Source organism: Cupriavidus sp. BIS7 (assembly GCF_000292345.1).
In the GTDB taxonomy this organism is placed as follows: domain Bacteria; phylum Pseudomonadota; class Gammaproteobacteria; order Burkholderiales; family Burkholderiaceae; genus Cupriavidus.
Map to the genome: position 1 here is coordinate 137,515 of NZ_ALOU01000016.1, position 18,216 is coordinate 155,730.

Annotated in this window: 17 protein-coding genes; all 17 read left to right on the top strand. The window is 62.3% G+C overall.

Annotated features, from left to right (window positions below; all coding sequences use genetic code 11):
- The first annotated feature begins 1 nt into the window (after nucleotide 1).
- The 17 genes from B552_RS0106205 (at nucleotide 2) to B552_RS0106285 (ending at nucleotide 18,175) form a co-directional block, all read left to right on the top strand.
- Entirely contained in the window at nucleotides 2–1,255 is a 1,254-nt protein-coding gene (locus B552_RS0106205) for an NADH-quinone oxidoreductase subunit D (protein ID WP_019448140.1), read from the top strand.
- Between the two features lie 218 nt (nucleotides 1,256–1,473).
- Entirely contained in the window at nucleotides 1,474–1,974 is a 501-nt protein-coding gene (gene nuoE / locus B552_RS0106210) for an NADH-quinone oxidoreductase subunit NuoE (protein ID WP_019448141.1), read from the top strand.
- Nucleotide 1,975: 1 nt separating this feature from the next.
- Nucleotides 1,976–3,271, top strand: coding sequence for an NADH-quinone oxidoreductase subunit NuoF (nuoF, locus tag B552_RS0106215; protein ID WP_019448142.1), 1,296 nt, complete (start codon nucleotides 1,976–1,978; stop codon nucleotides 3,269–3,271).
- Between the two features lie 13 nt (nucleotides 3,272–3,284).
- Nucleotides 3,285–5,657 (top strand): NADH-quinone oxidoreductase subunit NuoG, encoded by a 2,373-nt coding sequence (gene nuoG, locus B552_RS0106220; RefSeq protein ID WP_019448143.1) that lies wholly within the window; start codon nucleotides 3,285–3,287, stop codon nucleotides 5,655–5,657.
- Between the two features lie 18 nt (nucleotides 5,658–5,675).
- Nucleotides 5,676–6,740: an NADH-quinone oxidoreductase subunit NuoH gene (nuoH, locus tag B552_RS0106225; RefSeq protein WP_019448144.1), complete on the top strand. Its 1,065-nt coding sequence runs from the start codon at nucleotides 5,676–5,678 to the stop codon at nucleotides 6,738–6,740.
- 71 nt (nucleotides 6,741–6,811) lie between these two features.
- Nucleotides 6,812–7,303: an NADH-quinone oxidoreductase subunit NuoI gene (nuoI, locus tag B552_RS0106230; protein WP_019448145.1), complete on the top strand. Its 492-nt coding sequence runs from the start codon at nucleotides 6,812–6,814 to the stop codon at nucleotides 7,301–7,303.
- 163 nt (nucleotides 7,304–7,466) lie between these two features.
- Nucleotides 7,467–8,108: an NADH-quinone oxidoreductase subunit J gene (locus B552_RS0106235; RefSeq protein WP_019448146.1), complete on the top strand. Its 642-nt coding sequence runs from the start codon at nucleotides 7,467–7,469 to the stop codon at nucleotides 8,106–8,108.
- 17 nt (nucleotides 8,109–8,125) lie between these two features.
- Entirely contained in the window at nucleotides 8,126–8,431 is a 306-nt protein-coding gene (nuoK, locus tag B552_RS0106240) for an NADH-quinone oxidoreductase subunit NuoK (RefSeq protein ID WP_026035382.1), read from the top strand.
- Between the two features lie 61 nt (nucleotides 8,432–8,492).
- On the top strand, nucleotides 8,493–10,571 hold the full coding sequence (gene nuoL, locus B552_RS0106245; protein ID WP_019448148.1) for an NADH-quinone oxidoreductase subunit L: 2,079 nt from the start codon (nucleotides 8,493–8,495) through the stop codon (nucleotides 10,569–10,571).
- A 27-nt stretch (nucleotides 10,572–10,598) separates the two neighbouring features.
- Nucleotides 10,599–12,065: an NADH-quinone oxidoreductase subunit M gene (locus B552_RS0106250; protein ID WP_019448149.1), complete on the top strand. Its 1,467-nt coding sequence runs from the start codon at nucleotides 10,599–10,601 to the stop codon at nucleotides 12,063–12,065.
- 19 nt (nucleotides 12,066–12,084) lie between these two features.
- A complete protein-coding gene (nuoN, locus tag B552_RS0106255) occupies nucleotides 12,085–13,560 on the top strand; it encodes an NADH-quinone oxidoreductase subunit NuoN (RefSeq protein ID WP_019448150.1) in 1,476 nt (491 codons plus the stop codon).
- 19 nt (nucleotides 13,561–13,579) lie between these two features.
- Nucleotides 13,580–13,888, top strand: coding sequence for a DUF2818 family protein (locus B552_RS0106260; protein WP_019448151.1), 309 nt, complete (start codon nucleotides 13,580–13,582; stop codon nucleotides 13,886–13,888).
- A 49-nt stretch (nucleotides 13,889–13,937) separates the two neighbouring features.
- The gene (locus B552_RS0106265; protein ID WP_019448152.1) at nucleotides 13,938–14,573 is read left to right on the top strand and encodes an NUDIX hydrolase; all 636 of its coding nucleotides are present in this window, start codon (nucleotides 13,938–13,940) and stop codon (nucleotides 14,571–14,573) included.
- 195 nt (nucleotides 14,574–14,768) lie between these two features.
- Nucleotides 14,769–15,236, top strand: a complete 468-nt coding sequence (locus B552_RS0106270) for a DUF1178 family protein (RefSeq protein WP_019448153.1) — start codon at nucleotides 14,769–14,771, stop codon at nucleotides 15,234–15,236.
- A 91-nt stretch (nucleotides 15,237–15,327) separates the two neighbouring features.
- A complete protein-coding gene (locus B552_RS0106275) occupies nucleotides 15,328–16,530 on the top strand; it encodes an acyl-CoA dehydrogenase family protein (protein ID WP_019448154.1) in 1,203 nt (400 codons plus the stop codon).
- Nucleotides 16,531–16,543: 13 nt separating this feature from the next.
- On the top strand, nucleotides 16,544–17,662 hold the full coding sequence (locus B552_RS0106280; RefSeq protein ID WP_019448155.1) for an acyl-CoA dehydrogenase: 1,119 nt from the start codon (nucleotides 16,544–16,546) through the stop codon (nucleotides 17,660–17,662).
- Nucleotides 17,663–17,725: 63 nt separating this feature from the next.
- Nucleotides 17,726–18,175 carry a MaoC family dehydratase gene (locus tag B552_RS0106285; RefSeq protein WP_026035383.1) on the top strand — a complete coding sequence of 150 codons (450 nt, stop codon included), beginning with the start codon at nucleotides 17,726–17,728 and terminating at the stop codon, nucleotides 18,173–18,175.
- Nucleotides 18,176–18,216 lie beyond the last annotated feature (41 nt).

Consider the following 18,216-nt stretch of genomic DNA (forward strand, 5'->3'; position numbering starts at 1 on the left):
CATGGCAGATATCAAGAACTACACCCTCAACTTCGGTCCCCAACACCCGGCAGCCCACGGCGTGCTGCGTCTGGTGCTTGAACTGGACGGCGAAGTCATTCAGCGTGCCGATCCGCACATCGGCCTGCTGCACCGTGCCACCGAAAAGCTGGCCGAGCAGAAGACCTGGATCCAGAGCGTCCCCTACATGGACCGTCTCGACTACGTGTCGATGATGGTCAACGAACACGCGTACGTGATGGCGATCGAGCGCCTGCTTGGCCTCGAGGTGCCGATTCGCGCCCAGTACATTCGCGTGATGTTCGACGAAATCACCCGTCTGCTGAACCACCTGATGTGGATCGGCTCGCACGCGCTGGACGTGGGTGCGATGGCGGTGTTCCTCTACGCGTTCCGCGAGCGCGAGGACATGTTCGACATGTACGAGGCGGTGTCGGGCGCACGCATGCACGCGGCCTACTATCGCCCGGGCGGCGTCTATCGCGACCTGCCTGACACGATGCCGCAATATCGCGCATCGAAAGTCCACAACGAGAAAGCCATCAAGGTCATGAACGAAGCACGTTCGGGCTCGCTGCTGGACTTCATCGAGGACTTCACGAACCGTTTCCCGACCTATGTCGACGAATACGAGACGCTGCTGACCGATAACCGTATCTGGAAGCAACGTCTGGTAGATATCGGCGTGGTCAGCCCGGAGCGTGCGCTGCAGATGGGCTTTACCGGCCCGATGCTGCGTGGTTCGGGCATCGAGTGGGATCTGCGCAAGAAGCAGCCGTACGAGGTCTACGACAAGATGGACTTCGACATCCCCGTGGGCACGGCGGGCGACTGCTATTCGCGCTACCTGGTGCGTGTGGAAGAAATGCGCCAGTCGAACCGCATTATCAAGCAGTGCATTGACTGGCTGCGTCGCAACCCGGGCCCGGTGATCACCGAGAACCACAAGGTGGCGCCGCCGTCGCGCGTCGACATGAAGTCGAACATGGAAGAGCTGATTCACCACTTCAAGCTCTTCACCGAAGGTATGCACGTGCCGGCAGGCGAAGCCTACGCCGCAGTGGAACACCCGAAGGGCGAATTCGGCATCTATGCGATCTCGGATGGCGCGAACAAGCCGTACCGTCTGAAGATTCGTGCCCCGGGCTTTGCCCACCTGGCCGCGCTCGACGAAATGGCCAAGGGACACATGATTGCTGACGCGGTAACGATCATCGGCACGCAGGATATCGTGTTCGGCGAGATCGACCGCTAAGGGATACCGGAAGACGAGTATTCCGCCACAGGCCGTTGCCCGGACGACGATTCGGGCGTGTTCGGCCGGCCCCGGTAGTAACGGTGGCGGCAGGCGAATGCCTGCGACGGACCGGCAAGGGATGCGAGGAGCGTCCCGGGCCGGCAGAACATGGCAGCGACGGCTGCAAACCAGCGAAGCCCTGCACGGCGCGGCTTCGCCGTATTACTGCAATGACTATGCTATCAGCAGAAGCTCTCAAGGAAATCGATCGCGCGATCGCGAAGTATCCGGCCGACCAGAAGCAGTCGGCCGTGATGGCGGCACTCGCCGTGGCACAGGGCGAGGTGGGCTGGGTTTCCCCCGAAGTCATGCAGTTCGTTGCCAGCTACCTGGAAATGCCGCCCGTGTGGGTGGAAGAGGTGGCCACGTTCTACAACATGTATGACACCAAGCCGGTGGGCAAGCACAAGCTCGCCGTCTGTACCAACCTGCCGTGCGCGCTGTCTGGCGGCGAGCGGGCTGGCGAATACCTGAAGCGCAAGCTCGGGATCGACTATAACGAGACCACCGCGGACGGCTGCTTCACCCTCAAAGAGGGCGAGTGCATGGGCGCATGCGGCGACGCACCGGTGATGATCGTCAACAACACCCGCATGTGCAGCTTCATGAGCGACCAGAAGATCGACGCACTGGTCGACGAGCTCAAGTCCGAAGCCGCCGCCAAGGGGGACAAGTAACATGACCTGTCTGCATGACCGTCACATCAAGCCGCTGATCCTGGCTGGCCTGGACGGCAAGAACTGGCACCTCGAAGACTACGTCAAGCGTGGCGGCTACAAGCAGCTTCGCCGCATTCTCGAGGAAAAGGTAACGCCCGAGCAGGTGATCGCCGACGTCAAGGCGTCGGGTCTGCGCGGCCGCGGCGGTGCAGGCTTCCCGACCGGCCTGAAGTGGAGCTTCATGCCGCGTGCGTTCCCGGGCCAGAAGTACCTGGTCTGCAACACGGACGAAGGCGAGCCGGGCACGTTCAAGGATCGCGACATCATCCGCTACAACCCGCATGCGCTGATCGAAGGCATGGCCATCGGTGCGTACGCGATGGGCATCACCGTGGGCTACAACTACATCCACGGCGAGATCTGGAACGAATACAAGATCTTCGAGGAAGCCCTCGAAGAAGCGCGTCGCGCGGGCTTCCTGGGGGACAACATCCTGGGTTCGGGCTTCAACTTCCAGCTGCATGCCCACCACGGTTATGGCGCATACATCTGCGGCGAGGAAACCGCGCTGCTGGAGTCGCTGGAAGGCAAGAAGGGCCAGCCGCGCTTCAAGCCGCCTTTCCCGGCCAGCTTCGGCCTGTATGGCAAGCCCACCACGATCAACAACACCGAGACGTTCGCCGCGGTGCCGTTCCTGCTGGAAGTCGGCCCCGAGAACTACCTGAAGATGGGCAAGCCGAACAACGGCGGCACCAAGATCTTCTCGATATCGGGCGATGTCGAGCGTCCGGGCAACTACGAAATCCCGCTGGGCACGCCGTTCGCAACGCTGCTGGACCTTGCAGGCGGCATGCGCGGCGGCAAGCGCATCAAGGCGGTGATCCCGGGTGGTTCGTCCGCACCGGTGGTGCCAGGTGAAATGATGATGGCGTCGGACATGGACTACGATTCGATCGCCAAGGCCGGCTCGATGCTGGGCTCGGGCGCCGTGATCGTCATGGACGAAACGCGCTGCATGGTGCGCTCGCTGTTGCGCCTGTCGTATTTCTACTTTGAAGAGTCGTGCGGCCAGTGCACGCCGTGCCGTGAAGGCACCGGCTGGCTCTATCGCATGGTGAATCGTATTGAACACGGAGAAGGCCGCCAGGAAGACCTGGACCTGCTCAACAACGTCGCGGAAAACATCATGGGTCGCACTATTTGTGCACTTGGTGATGCCGCGGCGATGCCGGTACGCGGCATGCTGAAGCACTACTGGAAAGAGTTCGAATATCACGTCGAACACAAGCAGTGCATGGTCCCGGCCCATTCCTGAAGCGTGGCAGAACATGGTTGAACTCGAGATCGACGGCAAGAAGGTAGAGGTTGCGGAAGGCAGCCTCGTGATGGAAGCGGCCCGCAAGCTGGGCACGTACATCCCGCACTTCTGCTACCACCGCAAACTGTCCATCGCGGCGAACTGCCGCATGTGCCTGGTCGAAGTGGAAAAGGCGCCCAAGGCGCTGCCCGCCTGCGCCACCCCGGTGACGCCCGGCATGAAGGTCTTCACGAACTCCGAAAAGGCCGTCAAGGCCCAGAAGTCCGTGATGGAATTCCTGCTGATCAATCACCCGCTCGACTGCCCGATCTGCGATCAGGGCGGCGAATGCCAGTTGCAGGATCTGGCCGTGGGCTACGGTGCTTCGGAGTCGCGCTACAAGGAAGAGAAGCGCGTGGTGTTCCACAAGAACGTGGGCCCGCTGATCTCCATGGAGGAGATGACGCGCTGCATCCACTGCACACGCTGCGTACGCTTTGGCCAGGAAGTGGCCGGCGTGATGGAGCTGGGCATGCTGGGCCGCGGCGAGCATTCGGAAATCACGACGTTCGTCGGCCAGACCGTGGATTCGGAACTGTCCGGCAACATGATCGACCTGTGCCCGGTCGGCGCGCTGACCAGCAAGCCGTTCCGCTACTCGGCCCGTACGTGGGAACTGGCCCGCCGCAAGTCGGTGTCGTCGCACGACGGCCTGGGTGCCAACCTCGTGGTCCAGACCAAGAACCAGCGCGTGATGCGCGTGGTGCCGCTGGAGAACGAGGACGTCAACGAATGCTGGATCTCCGATAAGGACCGCTTCGCATACGAAGGCCTGAACAGTGCCGACCGTCTGACCCGCCCGATGCTCAAGCAGGGTGGCGAATGGATGGAAACGGACTGGCAGACCGCGCTCGAATACGTGGCCAACGGTCTGGCAAGCATCAAGCGCGATCATGGCGCAGACCAGATCGCCGCGCTTGCCAGCCCGCACAGCACGCTGGAAGAGCTGTTCCTGCTGGGCAAGCTCGTACGTGGCCTGGGCAGCGACAACGTCGACTTCCGCCTGCGTCAGACCGATTTCTCGGCCGCCGTAAAGGGTGCGCCGTGGCTTGGCATGCCGGTGGCCGACGTCACCACGCTGCAACGCGCGCTGGTGATCGGCTCCTCGCTGCGCAAGGATCATCCGCTGCTCGCTTCGCGCCTGCGTCAGGCCGTGAAGAAGGGCGCTCGCGTTGCCGTGATCGGCGCCGGCGGTGAAGACCTGCTGATGCCGGTTGCTGCGCGTATCGACGCCGCTCCGTCGGGCTGGACCGCCGCGCTGGCCGGTGTGGCCCGCGCCGTGGCCGCCGCCAAGGGCGTCGTTGCTCCTGCCGGTACCGATGGTTTCGATGGTGGCGAAGCCGCCAAGGCCGTGGCCGATGCGCTGCTGTCGGGCGAGCGCCGCGCGGTGTTCCTCGGCAACGAAGCCGTACGTCATCCGCAATTCTCGGCACTGCACGCACTGGCTCAATGGATCGCCACGGAAACGGGCGCCACGCTGGGCTTCCTGACCGAGGCTGCCAACACGGTCGGCGGCCACGTCGCTGGCGCGTTGCCGCAGCAAGGTGGTGCCAATGCGCAGGCGATGTTCGACACGCCGCGCAAGGCATACATCGTGCTGAACGCCGAAGCTGAGTTCGATACCGCCAACGCTCGCAAGGCTCTGGCCGCACTGGATCAGGCAGGTACCGTCGTGGTGCTGTCGCCGTTCCGTTCGGAAGCCGCACTGCAATACGCCGATGTGATTCTGCCGGTAACGCCGTACACCGAGACCGCCGGTACTTTCGTCAACGCCGAAGGCAAGCCGCAAAGCTTCAACGGCGTGGTCCGTGCACTGGGCGAATCGCGTCCGGGCTGGAAGGTGCTGCGCGTGCTGGGCAACCTGCTGGACGTGCCGGGCTTCGACTTCGATACGGCGGAAGCCGTGCGTGACGCCGCACTGGCCCGCCCGGTGGCCGAGCAACTGAACAACTCGACCGATGCCGCGATCCGCGTGACGGCTGCTGCCGCCAACGGTATCGAGCGCATCGCAGACGTGCCGATCTATCACGCCGACCCGATCGTGCGCCGCGCGGATTCGCTGCAGCTTACCGCCGCAGCGCGCCGTGCGATGCAGGTGTCGCTGTCGTCGGACCTGTTCGCCAAGCTGGGTGTCCAGGCTGGCGATCCGGTGCGTGTGACGCAGGACGGCGCCAGCGTGGTGCTGCCGGCTGCTCTCGAAGCGACGCTGCCGGCCAACACCGTGCGCGTGCCGGCTGCCACCGAGGCCGCTGCCACGCTGGGCGCGCTGTTCGGCAACGTCTCCGTCGAGAAAGCCGTTGATCTGCCGGCTGGCAACAACGCCGCGGCAACGGCCACCGCATAAGAAGAGCGAGAAAGCAACATGATCGATTGGATTACCTCGCAAGGCCACGGCATCTTCGGGATGTACTGGACGCCGCTGTGGATTCTCATCCGCGCCGTGCTCATCGTGGTGCCTGTGCTGCTGTGCGTGGCCTACCTGATTCTGTGGGAACGCAAGCTGATCGGCTGGATGCACGTGCGTATCGGCCCGAACCGCGTGGGTCCGCTGGGCCTGCTGCAGCCGATTGCCGACGTGCTGAAGCTGCTGCTCAAGGAAGTCATGTTCCCGTCGCAGATCAACCGGGGCATGTACCTGGTCGCTCCGCTGATGGTGCTGATGCCTGCCGTGGCGGTCTGGGCCGTGATTCCGTTCCAGGCCGAAGTGGTGATGGCCGACATCAATGCCGGTCTGCTCTACGTGATGGCGATCAGTTCGGTGGGTGTGTACGGCGTGATCCTGGCCGGCTGGGCCTCGAACTCGAAGTACGCGTTCATCGGCGCAATGCGTGCCGCGGCGCAGATGGTGTCGTATGAAATCGCCATGGGTTTTGCCCTGGTGACCGTGCTGATGGTTGCGGGCAGCCTGAACCTGTCGGCGATCGTGAACAGCCAGAACACCGGCTACTTCGCCAACATGGGTCTGAACATCCTGTCGTGGAACTGGCTTCCGCTGCTGCCGATGTTCGTCGTGTACTTCATCTCGGGCGTGGCTGAAACCAACCGCCACCCGTTCGACGTGGTGGAAGGCGAGTCGGAAATCGTGGCCGGCCACATGATCGAATACTCGGGCATGACGTTCGCGCTGTTCTTCCTGGCCGAATACATCAACATGATCATCATCTCGACGATGACCTCGCTGATGTTCCTCGGCGGCTGGGCGCCCCCGTTCTCGAGCGCGCTGACCAATGCGATCCCGGGCTTCTTCTGGCTGGTGATCAAGGTATTCCTGCTGCTGTCGGTTTTCATCTGGATTCGTGCTTCGTTCCCGCGTTACCGCTATGACCAGATCATGCGTCTGGGCTGGAAGATCTTCATTCCGCTGACCGTGGCATGGCTGATCATTGTGGCGATCTGGATCAAGTCGCCGTGGAACATCTGGCACTAAGAGGCCAGGCGACGGTGCGCCGCTGCCGAGGGCAGGGCGTACCGCGCGGAAATACTTAGGAAGCAATCGTCATGCTGCTCGCCATCAAGGACTTCTTTAACAGCCTGCTCCTGAAGGAACTCTTCAAGGGCATGGCACTGACCGGCCGCTATCTCTTCGCGCGCAAGATCACTGTCCAGTTCCCGGAAGAGAAGACGCCGATGTCGCCGCGTTTCCGCGGCCTGCACGCACTGCGCCGCTACCCGAATGGGGAAGAGCGTTGCATCGCATGCAAGCTGTGCGAAGCGGTGTGCCCGGCCATGGCCATCACGATCGAATCGGACGTGCGTAACGACGGTACCCGTCGCACCACGCGCTACGACATCGATCTGACCAAGTGCATTTTCTGCGGCTTCTGCGAAGAGGCCTGCCCGGTTGACGCGATCGTCGAGACGCACATTCTCGAGTATCACGGCGAAAAGCGCGGTGACCTGTACTTCACCAAGGACATGCTGCTGGCCGTTGGCGACCGCTACGAGCCGCAAATTGCCGCGGCCAAGGCTGCGGACGCGAAGTACCGCTAAGCGTATAGAAGCAGGGCGGGGGCCGGGCGCGAACGACGCCTGGCTCCCGAAAGCGAATTTGAATCGGTCCCGCAAGGGACCAACAGAAGGATGCCGCAAGCATGCGCGGGCCACCCCGGAGGGAGCCTGTGCCGCACGGCCCAAAGAGGATCCGATAGGGACCATGGAACTCACGACCACCATCTTCTATGTCTTTGCGTTGGTGCTGGTGCTGTCTGCACTGAAAGTCATCACGGCAAAGAATCCGGTGCATTCCGCACTGTTCCTCGTCCTGGCGTTCTTCACCGCCGCGGCGATCTGGATGATCATGAAGGCGGAGTTCCTCGCCATCCTGCTCGTGCTTGTCTACGTCGGCGCCGTGATGGTGCTGTTCCTGTTCGTCGTGATGATGATCGATATCGACGTCGAACACCTGCGACGCGATTTCTGGACATACGTGCCGATGGCCTCGATCGTTGGCGCGCTGATCATCGCCGAGATGGCCATCGTGCTCGTGCGCAATTTCATCGGCACGACCAACGCCGCGCTGCCGGCAGGCGCGCAGGACCCGAACTACTCGAATACCGCTGCGCTGGGCAAGCTGATCTATACCGACTACATCTACGCGTTCGAAGTGGCCGGCATCATCCTGCTGGTTGCGATCGTCGCCGCTGTGGCGCTGACGCTGCGCCGCCGCAAGGACGTGAAGGCCCAGGACGTGGGCGCTCAGCTCCGCGTACGCCGCGACGAGCGCGTGCGCATGGTGAAAATGCCGGCCGAGGGCCGGGCCGAAGCGGATGCCGCGGCAGCCGCCAACAAGAACTAAAGCCCGGAGAATTCGCTGTGCTCTCTCTCGCTCACTTCCTCGTGCTCGGTGCCATCCTGTTTGCGATCAGCATCGTTGGCATCTTCCTGAACCGCAAGAACGTGATCGTTCTGCTGATGGCCATCGAACTGATGCTGCTTGCGGTGAACATGAACTTCGTCGCCTTCTCGCATTACATGGGCGACCTGGCTGGTCAGGTTTTCGTTTTCTTCATCCTCACGGTGGCCGCCGCCGAGTCGGCAATTGGTCTGGCAATCCTGGTCGTGCTGTTCCGCAACCTGGACACGATCAACGTGGACGACATGGATACCCTCAAGGGCTGATTCATGACCAACTACGTAACGAACCAAGACTGCTCCCCGACCGCACACCAATAAGCGTCCTATGGCAACCACGCTCAACCCCAACCTGCTGCTGGCGATTCCGCTGGCGCCGCTCGCCGGCGCCGCGATAGCCGGTCTGTTCGGTACCAAGTTCTTCGGCACGTTTTCCTCGGAGTCGCGCGGCGGCCGGATCGTGGCTCACTCGGCAACGATTCTCGGCGTTGCCATCGCATTCGTCCTGTCGGTGATGGTGCTGCTCGACGTGCTCAACGGCGCGGGCTACAACGCCACCGTGTACGAGTGGATGACGATCGGCACACTGAAGATGGAAGTCGGCTTCCTGGTCGACTCCCTCACCGCGATGATGATGGTGGTCGTGACCTTCGTCTCGCTGATGGTGCACATCTACACCGTCGGCTACATGGAAGGGGACCCCGGCTACAACCGCTTCTTCGCCTACATCTCGCTCTTCACCTTCTCGATGCTGATGCTGGTGATGAGCAACAACTTCCTGCAGCTGTTCTTCGGCTGGGAAGCCGTGGGCCTGGTGTCGTACCTGCTGATCGGTTTCTGGTACACGCGCCCGACCGCGATCTTCGCGAACCTGAAGGCGTTCCTGGTCAACCGCGTCGGTGACTTCGGCTTCATCCTCGGTATCGGCCTGCTGCTGGCCTATGCCGGAAGCATGAACTACACGGACGTGTTCGCAGCGCGCGAGCAACTGGCGACCGTGATCTTCCCGGGCACTGACTGGCTGATGATCACCGTGGCCTGCATCTGCCTGTTCATCGGCGCAATGGGCAAGTCGGCGCAGTTCCCGCTGCACGTCTGGCTGCCTGACTCGATGGAAGGCCCGACCCCGATTTCGGCACTGATTCACGCGGCAACCATGGTGACCGCCGGTATCTTCATGGTGGCGCGCATGTCGCCGCTGTTCGAACTGTCGGATACCGCGCTGTCGTTCGTGCTGGTCATCGGTGCGATCACCGCGCTGTTCATGGGCTTCCTGGGCATCATCCAGAACGACATCAAGCGTGTGGTGGCGTACTCGACGCTGTCGCAGCTTGGCTACATGACCGTCGCGCTCGGTGCGTCGGCATACTCGGTTGCCGTGTTCCACCTGATGACCCACGCGTTCTTCAAGGCGCTGCTGTTCCTGGGCGCGGGTTCGGTGATCATCGGCATGCACCACGATCAGGACATCCGCAACATGGGCGGCCTGCGCAAGTACATGCCGATTACGTGGATCACGTCGCTGGTCGGTTCGCTTGCGCTGATCGGTACGCCGTTCTTCGCGGGTTTCTACTCGAAGGACTCGATCATCGAGGCCGTGGCCGAATCGCATATCGCCGGCTCGGGCTTTGCATACTTCGCCGTGCTGGCTGGTGTGTTCGTGACCGCGTTCTACTCGTTCCGCATGTACTTCCTGGTGTTCCACGGTGAAGAGCGCTTCGGCAAGGCCGACCCTCACCACGGCAACCACCATGACGAGGAAGTTTCGCACGATCATCATCACGGCCTGGCCCCGGGCGAGAAGCCGCACGAGTCGTCGTGGGTGGTGACGCTGCCGCTGGTGCTGCTGGCCATTCCGTCGGTGATCGTTGGCGCCTTCGCCATCGAGCCGATGTTGTTCGGCGACTTCTTCAAGCACGGCGTGGCGTTCAAGGACGTGATCTTCGTCGGCGAGAACCACCACGCAATGGAAGAGCTCAAGGAAGCGTTCCATGGCTGGGTGCCGATGGCGATCCATTCGCTGACCACGCCGGTGCTGTGGCTGGCTATCGCGGGTGTGGTGCTGTCCTGGTTCTTCTACATGAAGCGCCCGGATATCCCTGAAGCGATCAAGCAGCGCTTCTCGGGTCTGTACAAGCTGCTCGACAACAAGTACTACATGGACGCCATCAACGAGGCAGTGTTTGCCCGCGGTGCGCGCCTGCTGGGTACGGGTCTGTGGAAGGGCGGTGACCAGAGTTTCATCGACGGCCTGTTCGTCAACGGTTCGGCTCGCGTGGTGGCATCGTTTGCCGCGGCAAGCCGCTACCTGCAGTCCGGTTACATCTACCATTACGCTTTCGCGATGATCATCGGCATGCTGGTGCTCCTGACGCTGACGATCACTGGCGTGATAGGCACCAAGTGATAGGCACCAAGTAAGGAAAACATAGAAATGGTTCTGTCTTTCGCAATCTGGCTGCCTATCTTCTTCGGCCTGCTGGTATTGATGTTCGGCTCCGACCGCAGCAAGGGCTTCGTGCGCTGGATGTCGCTGTTCGGCGCCGTTGCCAGCTTCGTCGTCACGCTGCCGCTGGTCTTTCACTTCGATACGGCCACGGCGGCCATGCAGTTCGTCGAACAGGCCAACTGGATCGAGCGCTTCAATATCCAGTACCACCTGGGTGTGGACGGCATCTCGATGTGGTTCGTGGTGCTGACCGCGTTCATCAACGTGATCGTCGTGATCTCGGCCTGGGAAGTGATCACCGAACGCGTCGCCGAGTACATGGCCGCGTTCCTGATGCTCTCGGGTCTGATGGTCGGCGTGTTCTCGGCACTGGACGGCCTGCTGTTCTACGTGTTCTTCGAAGCCACGCTGATCCCGATGTACATCATCATCGGTGTGTGGGGCGGTCCGAACCGTGTGTACGCGGCCTTCAAGTTCTTCCTCTACACGCTGCTCGGCTCGCTGCTGACGCTGGTTGCGTTGCTGTACCTGTACAACAAGACCGGTTCGTTCGACATCCTGACCTGGCACCAGGCCAAGCTGTCGATGGATGAGCAGATCGCGATCTTCATTGCCTTCTTCATGGCCTTCGCGGTGAAAGTGCCGATGTGGCCGGTGCATACCTGGCTGCCCGATGCCCACGTGGAAGCGCCGACCGGCGGCTCCGTGGTGCTGGCGGCGATCATGCTGAAGCTGGGTGCCTACGGCTTCCTGCGGTTCTCGCTGCCGATCGCCCCGGACGCCAGCCACTACATGGCCCCGTTCATCATCACGATCTCGCTGATCGCCGTGATCTACATCGGTCTCGTGGCAATGGTCCAGGCCGACATGAAGAAGCTGGTGGCGTACTCGTCGATTGCCCACATGGGTTTCGTGACGCTCGGTTTCTTCATCTTCAACGAGATCGGCATCGAAGGCGGTATCGTGCAGATGATCTCGCACGGTTTCATTTCGGGTGCGATGTTCCTTTGCATCGGCGTGCTCTATGACCGGGTGCATTCCCGCCAGATCGCCGACTACGGCGGCGTGGTGAACGTGATGCCGAAGTTCGCGGCGCTGTCGGTGTTCTTCGCGATGGCCAACTGCGGCCTGCCGGCCACGTCGGGCTTCGTGGGCGAATTCATGGTGATCCTGGGTTCGGTCAAGTACAACTTCTGGATCGGCCTGCTGGCCGCCACGGCCCTGATCCTGGGCGCGGCGTACTCGCTGTGGATGGTCAAGCGCGTAATCTTCGGCGACGTGGTGCACGAGCACGTGCGTGAACTGGTGGACCTGAACAAGCGTGAGTTCTTCATGCTCGGTCTGCTGGCAATCATGACGCTGTACATGGGTCTGTACCCGAAACCCTTCACCGATGTGATGCACGCCTCGGTGGTGAACCTGCTGTCCCACGTGGCACAGTCCAAGCTGTAAGCGGGGGAGAGAAATCAACATGCAATCGTCCTCTAGCCTGGCCCCCGTGGCGCCAATCATTTTCCTGGCGATCGCCGTCGCGGCGATCAACTGGATCGACCTAGCCCGTGGCAAGGGCCGCACGAGCGTGGCATATCCGCTGTCGCTGCTGACCACGCTGGTGCTGACCGTATGGTTCAGCATTAACGCGGCCGCCGGCGATACGCACTATGCGTTCGCCAACCTGGTCGTGATCGACCCGATGACCAACGTGCTGTCGGCGTTCTGTGCGCTGGGCATGCTGCTGACGCTGGTCTACACGCGCAACTACCTGTCCGAGCGCGACATGTTCGCGGGCGAGTTCTACATGCTCTCGCTGTTCGCGCTGGGCGGTCAGATCGTCATGATCAGCGGCAATAACTTCCTGACGCTGTACCTGGGTCTGGAACTGCTGTCGCTGTCGTCGTACGCACTGGTGGCCTTGCGGCGCGATTCGCGCGTGACGTCGGAATCGGCGATCAAGTACTTCGTGCTGGGCGCGCTGGCATCGGGCTTCCTGCTCTACGGCATGTCGATGATGTACGGCGCCACCGGTTCGCTGAACCTCGGCGAAGTATTCCGCGTGGTCGAATCGGGCCGCGTCAACACGACGATGCTGGCCTTCGGCGTGGTGTTCATCGTGGCTGGCCTGTCGTTCAAGCTTGGCGCTGCACCGTTCCACATGTGGATTCCGGACATCTATCAAGGCTCGCCGACCGCGGTGACGCTGCTGATCGCTGCCGGCCCGAAGGTTGCCGCATTCGCGCTGATCGTGCGCGTGCTGGTGGAAGGCCTGCTGCCGCTGGCTACCGACTGGCAGACGATGCTGGTGCTGCTGTCGATCGCATCGATCGTGATCGGCAACCTGACCGCCATCGTTCAGACCAACCTGAAGCGGATGCTGGCGTACTCGACGATCTCGCACATGGGCTTCGTCCTGCTGGGCATGCTCTCGGGCGTGGTGGCGAACAAGGCCGACGGCGCCGTGAACGCGTACAGCTCGTCGATGTTCTACTCGATCACGTACATGCTGACCACGCTTGGCACGTTCGGCCTGATCCTGGTCCGTACGCGCAAGGGCTTCGAAGCCGAGACGCTGGATGACCTGAAGGGCATGTCGCGCCGTCATCCGTGGTTCGCGCTGCTGATGCTGGTGATGATGTTCTCGATGGCCGGCATTCCGCCGACCGTTGGCTTCTACGCCAAGCTGTCGGTGCTGCAGGCCGTGGTCAAGGCTGGCATGAGCTGGCTGGCGGTGGTGGCGGTGGTGTTCTCGCTGATCGGCGCGTTCTACTACCTGCGTGTCGTCAAGCTGATGTACTTCGATGCCCCGGTTGGCGAAGAGCCGCTTGAAGCCTCGACCGGCCTGCGCTCGGTGCTGAGCCTGAACGGCCTGGCCGTGATTCTGCTGGGTCTGTTCCCGGCGGGCCTGATGGACCTGTGCTTCCAGGCCATCCGCGCCACGCTGGCCTCGTAATTTTCTGGAAGGTGACGAAATGAGTTCCTCGGCAGGCGGGTGGTTTGTCATCCTGTTGGCACTGGTATGTGCCAACCTGCCGTTCGTCAACCAGCGCCTGTTTGCGGCTGTGGGCCTGAAGTGGGCCCGCAAGCCGCTGTGGTTGCGTCTGGTGGAACTGATCGTGTGGTACGTGGTGGCCGGTTTTGCCGGCTTCGCGGTGGAAGCGAGCCTCGGCAACGCGTTCCCGCAGGGCTGGCAGTTCTACGCCATCACCGCCTGCATGATGCTGGTGTTTGCCTTCCCGGGCTTCACCTGGCAATACCTGGTCAAACATCGCACGGCCTGACGACGGCCAGATCCTCGCGCCCGGGGCCCGTGCAACACCCGGAGCGCTCATGTCCGACAAGACTCCCGCCACGTCGTCCCCCGATAACGACGAACACCTCAGGGAAACCCCCGTCGCTTCCGCGACGATTCATCGCGGCAAGTTCCTCACCCTCAAGCAGGACATCGTGCGTCTGCCTAACGGCAAGCAGACCGGGCGCGAGTACGTGCTGCATCCGGGGGCGGTGATGATGATCCCGCTGTTCGACGATGGCACGGTGCTGATGGAGCGCCAGTTCCGATATCCGATAGGTGAGGTGATGGTCGAATTCCCGGCTGGCAAGCTCGATCCGGAAGAGGGCGCACAGCGCTGCGGCGAGCGCGAGCTGCTCGAGGAAACCGGCTACACGGCACGCCGCTGGGACTACCTGACCCGGATTCATCCGGTAATTTCCTACTCGACCGAGTTCATCGACCTGTTCCTGGCGCGTGACCTGACCGCCGGGGAAGCGAGGCTCGATGACGGTGAATTTCTCGAAACCTTCATTACCCCGGTGGGCCAGGTGATCGATTGGGTACGCCAGGGCCGCATCACGGACGTCAAGACGATCATCGGCGCGTTCTGGCTCGAGAAGGTTGTCTCGGGCGCCTGGCAGCCGGGCGAACAGAGCGAACCGCCATTTCCTGCCAATCGCAGCCACGGCTGAAACGCCGCATTGCTGCTAAGCTAACGTGCTGCCTGACAGGCCTATATTGGGGCCTTCATGGGGTTTTCCCTCGGTCTGAAGCAATTGTGTTGCGGACGCATCCTGCCAGGCAAAATCGGTCACGCAAAAAATTAGCACGACCGTTCACAAAATTTCGATTCACGGCTAATATTGCCCGGACGGGCTGGAAAGATCATGAAGGTGCTCGACCTGCGCTGTGCGCAAGACCATCGTTTCGAGGGCTGGTTTGCTTCGGAGGAAGATGCGCAATCGCAGATTTCACGTGACCTCGTCCAATGCCCGGTTTGTGGCGACCATGCGGTCAGCCGCCTGCCCAGCGCGCCGCGCCTGAATCTTTCGGGTGCTACCGCGAAGCCGGCGTCGACGCAGGTCCGGAGCGACGATGAAGGCAAGGCCGATGCGCAGCAGATGATGCAGGCGCTTCAGGCCCACTACCTGACGGCGGTCCGGCAGGTGCTGGCGCAGACCGAGGACGTGGGTGAACGTTTCGTCGAGGAAGCGCGGCGCATGCACTATCAGGAGACGCCGGAACGCGGTATCCGCGGTTCGGCAACACTGGAAGACGTGCAGGCGCTGGCCGACGAAGGCATCGAGACCATTCCGCTCATCGTGCCGGATGCATTGAAGCAGACGGCCCACTGAACAAGCATCCTGTGCCCGGTTTTACCTTGCGCAGTGATGTGCAGGTAAAACAGACGGCCGGCGCCTGCCGGCACCACCAATGGAGACGGGCATGGATCTCAACTACTCGGCGGCCGACATCGCCTTCCGTCAGGAAGTGCGTAGCTGGCTTGAAGCCAACCTGCCGGCGGAAATCCGCGAAAAGGTACTTAACCACCGCCGCCCCAGCCGCGACGATCTGGTGCGCTGGCACAAGACTCTGGCAGGCAATGGCTGGTCCGCGCCGCACTGGCCGGTCGAGTTCGGCGGCACCGGCTGGAACGCCACGCAACGGCATATCTGGGACGAGGAAAACGCACGCGTCGGCGCGCCCGGCGTGCTGCCGTTCGGCGTGGCGATGGTCGCGCCGGTGATCATGAAGTACGGCAATGCCGAGCAGAAGTCGTACTACCTGCCCCGTATCCTCGACTGCACCGACTGGTGGTGCCAGGGCTATTCCGAGCCGGGCTCCGGTTCGGACCTGGCTTCGCTGAAGACGCGCGCCGAACTGACGTCGGACGGCAAGCACTACATCGTGAACGGCCAGAAGACCTGGACCACGCTGGGCCAGCACGCCGACATGATCTTCTGCCTTGTGCGCACCGACCCCGAGGCCAAGAAGCAGGAGGGCATCTCGTTCCTGCTGATCGACATGAAGACGCCGGGCATCACCGTGCGTCCGATCATCATGCTCGACGAAGAACATGAGGTGAACGAAGTCTTCTTCGACAACGTCAAGGTGCCGGTGGAAAACCGCGTTGGCGAAGAGAACCGCGGCTGGACCTACGCCAAGTACCTGCTTGGCCACGAGCGTACCGGCATCGCCCGCGTGGGCAATTCCAAGCGTGAACTGGGCTTCCTGAAGCGCGTGGCGCGCCAGCAGCAGAAGAACGGCAAGCCGCTGCTTGAGGACCCGGTGTTCGGCGCCAAGGTCGCCGCGCTGGAAATCGAACTGATGGCGCTTGAGATCACCGTGCTGCGCGTGGTGTCGAGCGAGGCGGCGGGCAAGGGCCCTGGTCCCGAGGCATCGATGCTCAAGATCAAGGGCACCGAGATCCAGCAGATGCTGACCGAGTTGATGGTGGAAGCCGTCGGTCCGTACGCCCAGCCGTTCGATCCGGCTTACCTCGAGTGCGAGCATGAGCATGCCGTGACCGGCTACGACGATGCCGCGCCGCTGGCCGCGTACTACTTCAACTATCGCAAGACCTCCATCTACGGCGGTTCGAACGAAATCCAAAAGAACATCATCAGCCAGATGATTCTGGGGCTGTGAGGAGACACGCAACATGAACTTCAATCTCAGCGACGAACAGAAGCAGTTGGCCGACGCGATCCGCCGATTTGTAGAAAAGAGCTACGATTTCGAATCGCGCAAGAAGAACATCAAGACCGCGAATGGCTACGGTGAACAGGCCTGGGGCAACCTGGTCGAACTGGGCCTGACCGCGCTGCCCGTGCCGGAAGCGCAGGGCGGTTTCTCGGGCACGGCCGTCGATATGATGGTGGTGCAGCAGGAACTGGGCCGCGGTCTGGTGGTGGAGCCGTACTTCGCTACCGTGGTGGCCGCGCAGGCGCTGAAGCTGGCCGGCGGCCAGGAGTCGGTGCTCGAACAGGTTGCCGGCGGCGAAGTGAAGCTGGCCACGGCATTCAACGAGCCGCAGGCGCGTCACGAACTGAACAACGTCACCGTGACGGCCAAGGGCGGTAAGCTCAACGGCCGCAAGGTGGTGGTGATCCACGGCGCCCAGGCTGACAAGCTTGTGGTGTCGGCGCGCACCAGCGGCGCCCAGTCCGACCGCGATGGCATCTCGCTGTTCCTGGTCGATACGAACGGGGCCGGCGTCAGCGTCAAGGACTACCGTACGATCGATAATCTGCGGGCCGCGGACGTGACGTTCCAGGACGCGCCGGCCACGCTGATCGGTACGGAAGGTAAGGGCTGGGACGTGCTCGAGGCCACCGCCGACTACGCTGCCGTGCTGCTGTGCGCGGAAGCCGTGGGCGTCATGGACATGCTCAATGCCGCCACGCTCGAATACGCGAAGACGCGCCAGCAGTTTGGCGTGCCGATCGCGCGCTTCCAGGCGCTGCAGCACCGCATGGTCGAAATGATGATCCACGCGGAGCAGTCTCGCTCGATCACGCTGCTGGCTGCTGCCCGCTTCGAAGAGGCGAGCCCCGAGGAGCGCCGCCGCTACGTGTCCGCCGCCAAGGCGCGCGTGGGGCAGGCTGCGCGTTCGGTGGGCCAGGAGGCCGTGCAGATCCACGGCGGCATGGGGGTGACCGACGAACTGCCGGCCGCGCACATGTTCAAGCGGCTTACGCTGATCAACACGACGTTCGGCGACGTGGACCACCATCTGGGCCGCTTCGCCAGTCAGCCCGGCTTCCAGGAAGCTGCCTGAGCATCGCGTTAGATTGCAAACCGCGCCGGTTGTCCCGAGCGCGGTTTTTTCTTTGGAGGCATGATGTCCAAGATGTATTTCGAGGATTACGTCGTCGGCAGCGAGCACCCGTTCGGCAGCTACACCGTTACCGAGGAGGAGATCCTCAGTTTCGCGCGCCAGTACGATCCTCAGCCGTTTCACGTCGACAAGGCCGCAGCCGCGCAGAGCATCTATGGCGGCCTGATTTCCAGTGGATGGATGACCTGCAGCATCATGATGCGGCTGCTGGTGCTTTCGATGGGGGATCGCTCGACCAGCATGGGGTCGCCCGGCGTGGACGAGGTCCGCTGGATCAAGCCGGTTTACGCCGGAGACACGCTGACGGCTGTGCTGCGTGTGCTGGAGACCCGCCCGTCGAGTTCCAAGCCTGACCGTGGCGTGGTCATGACGCAGTGGGTGGCGACCAACCAGAAGGGTGAGGTTGTCTGCACGGTCAAGGGCATGGGGATGTACAAGCGGCGGCCGAATTAATATCGCTTGGTTTCTCCCCTCTCCCGCAAGGCGGGAGAGGG

Coding starts and splice junctions, on each gene's coding strand:
- B552_RS0106235 (WP_019448146.1), top strand. CDS start 7,467: ATGGAACTCACGACCACCATCTTCTATGTCTTTGCGTTGGTGCTGGTG.
- B552_RS0106270 (WP_019448153.1), top strand. CDS start 14,769: ATGAAGGTGCTCGACCTGCGCTGTGCGCAAGACCATCGTTTCGAGGGC.
- nuoH (WP_019448144.1), top strand. CDS start 5,676: ATGATCGATTGGATTACCTCGCAAGGCCACGGCATCTTCGGGATGTAC.
- B552_RS0106260 (WP_019448151.1), top strand. CDS start 13,580: ATGAGTTCCTCGGCAGGCGGGTGGTTTGTCATCCTGTTGGCACTGGTA.
- nuoN (WP_019448150.1), top strand. CDS start 12,085: ATGCAATCGTCCTCTAGCCTGGCCCCCGTGGCGCCAATCATTTTCCTG.
- nuoL (WP_019448148.1), top strand. CDS start 8,493: ATGGCAACCACGCTCAACCCCAACCTGCTGCTGGCGATTCCGCTGGCG.
- B552_RS0106280 (WP_019448155.1), top strand. CDS start 16,544: ATGAACTTCAATCTCAGCGACGAACAGAAGCAGTTGGCCGACGCGATC.
- B552_RS0106275 (WP_019448154.1), top strand. CDS start 15,328: ATGGATCTCAACTACTCGGCGGCCGACATCGCCTTCCGTCAGGAAGTG.
- nuoE (WP_019448141.1), top strand. CDS start 1,474: ATGCTATCAGCAGAAGCTCTCAAGGAAATCGATCGCGCGATCGCGAAG.
- B552_RS0106250 (WP_019448149.1), top strand. CDS start 10,599: ATGGTTCTGTCTTTCGCAATCTGGCTGCCTATCTTCTTCGGCCTGCTG.
- nuoI (WP_019448145.1), top strand. CDS start 6,812: ATGCTGCTCGCCATCAAGGACTTCTTTAACAGCCTGCTCCTGAAGGAA.
- B552_RS0106285 (WP_026035383.1), top strand. CDS start 17,726: ATGTCCAAGATGTATTTCGAGGATTACGTCGTCGGCAGCGAGCACCCG.
- B552_RS0106265 (WP_019448152.1), top strand. CDS start 13,938: ATGTCCGACAAGACTCCCGCCACGTCGTCCCCCGATAACGACGAACAC.
- nuoG (WP_019448143.1), top strand. CDS start 3,285: ATGGTTGAACTCGAGATCGACGGCAAGAAGGTAGAGGTTGCGGAAGGC.
- nuoF (WP_019448142.1), top strand. CDS start 1,976: ATGACCTGTCTGCATGACCGTCACATCAAGCCGCTGATCCTGGCTGGC.
- B552_RS0106205 (WP_019448140.1), top strand. CDS start 2: ATGGCAGATATCAAGAACTACACCCTCAACTTCGGTCCCCAACACCCG.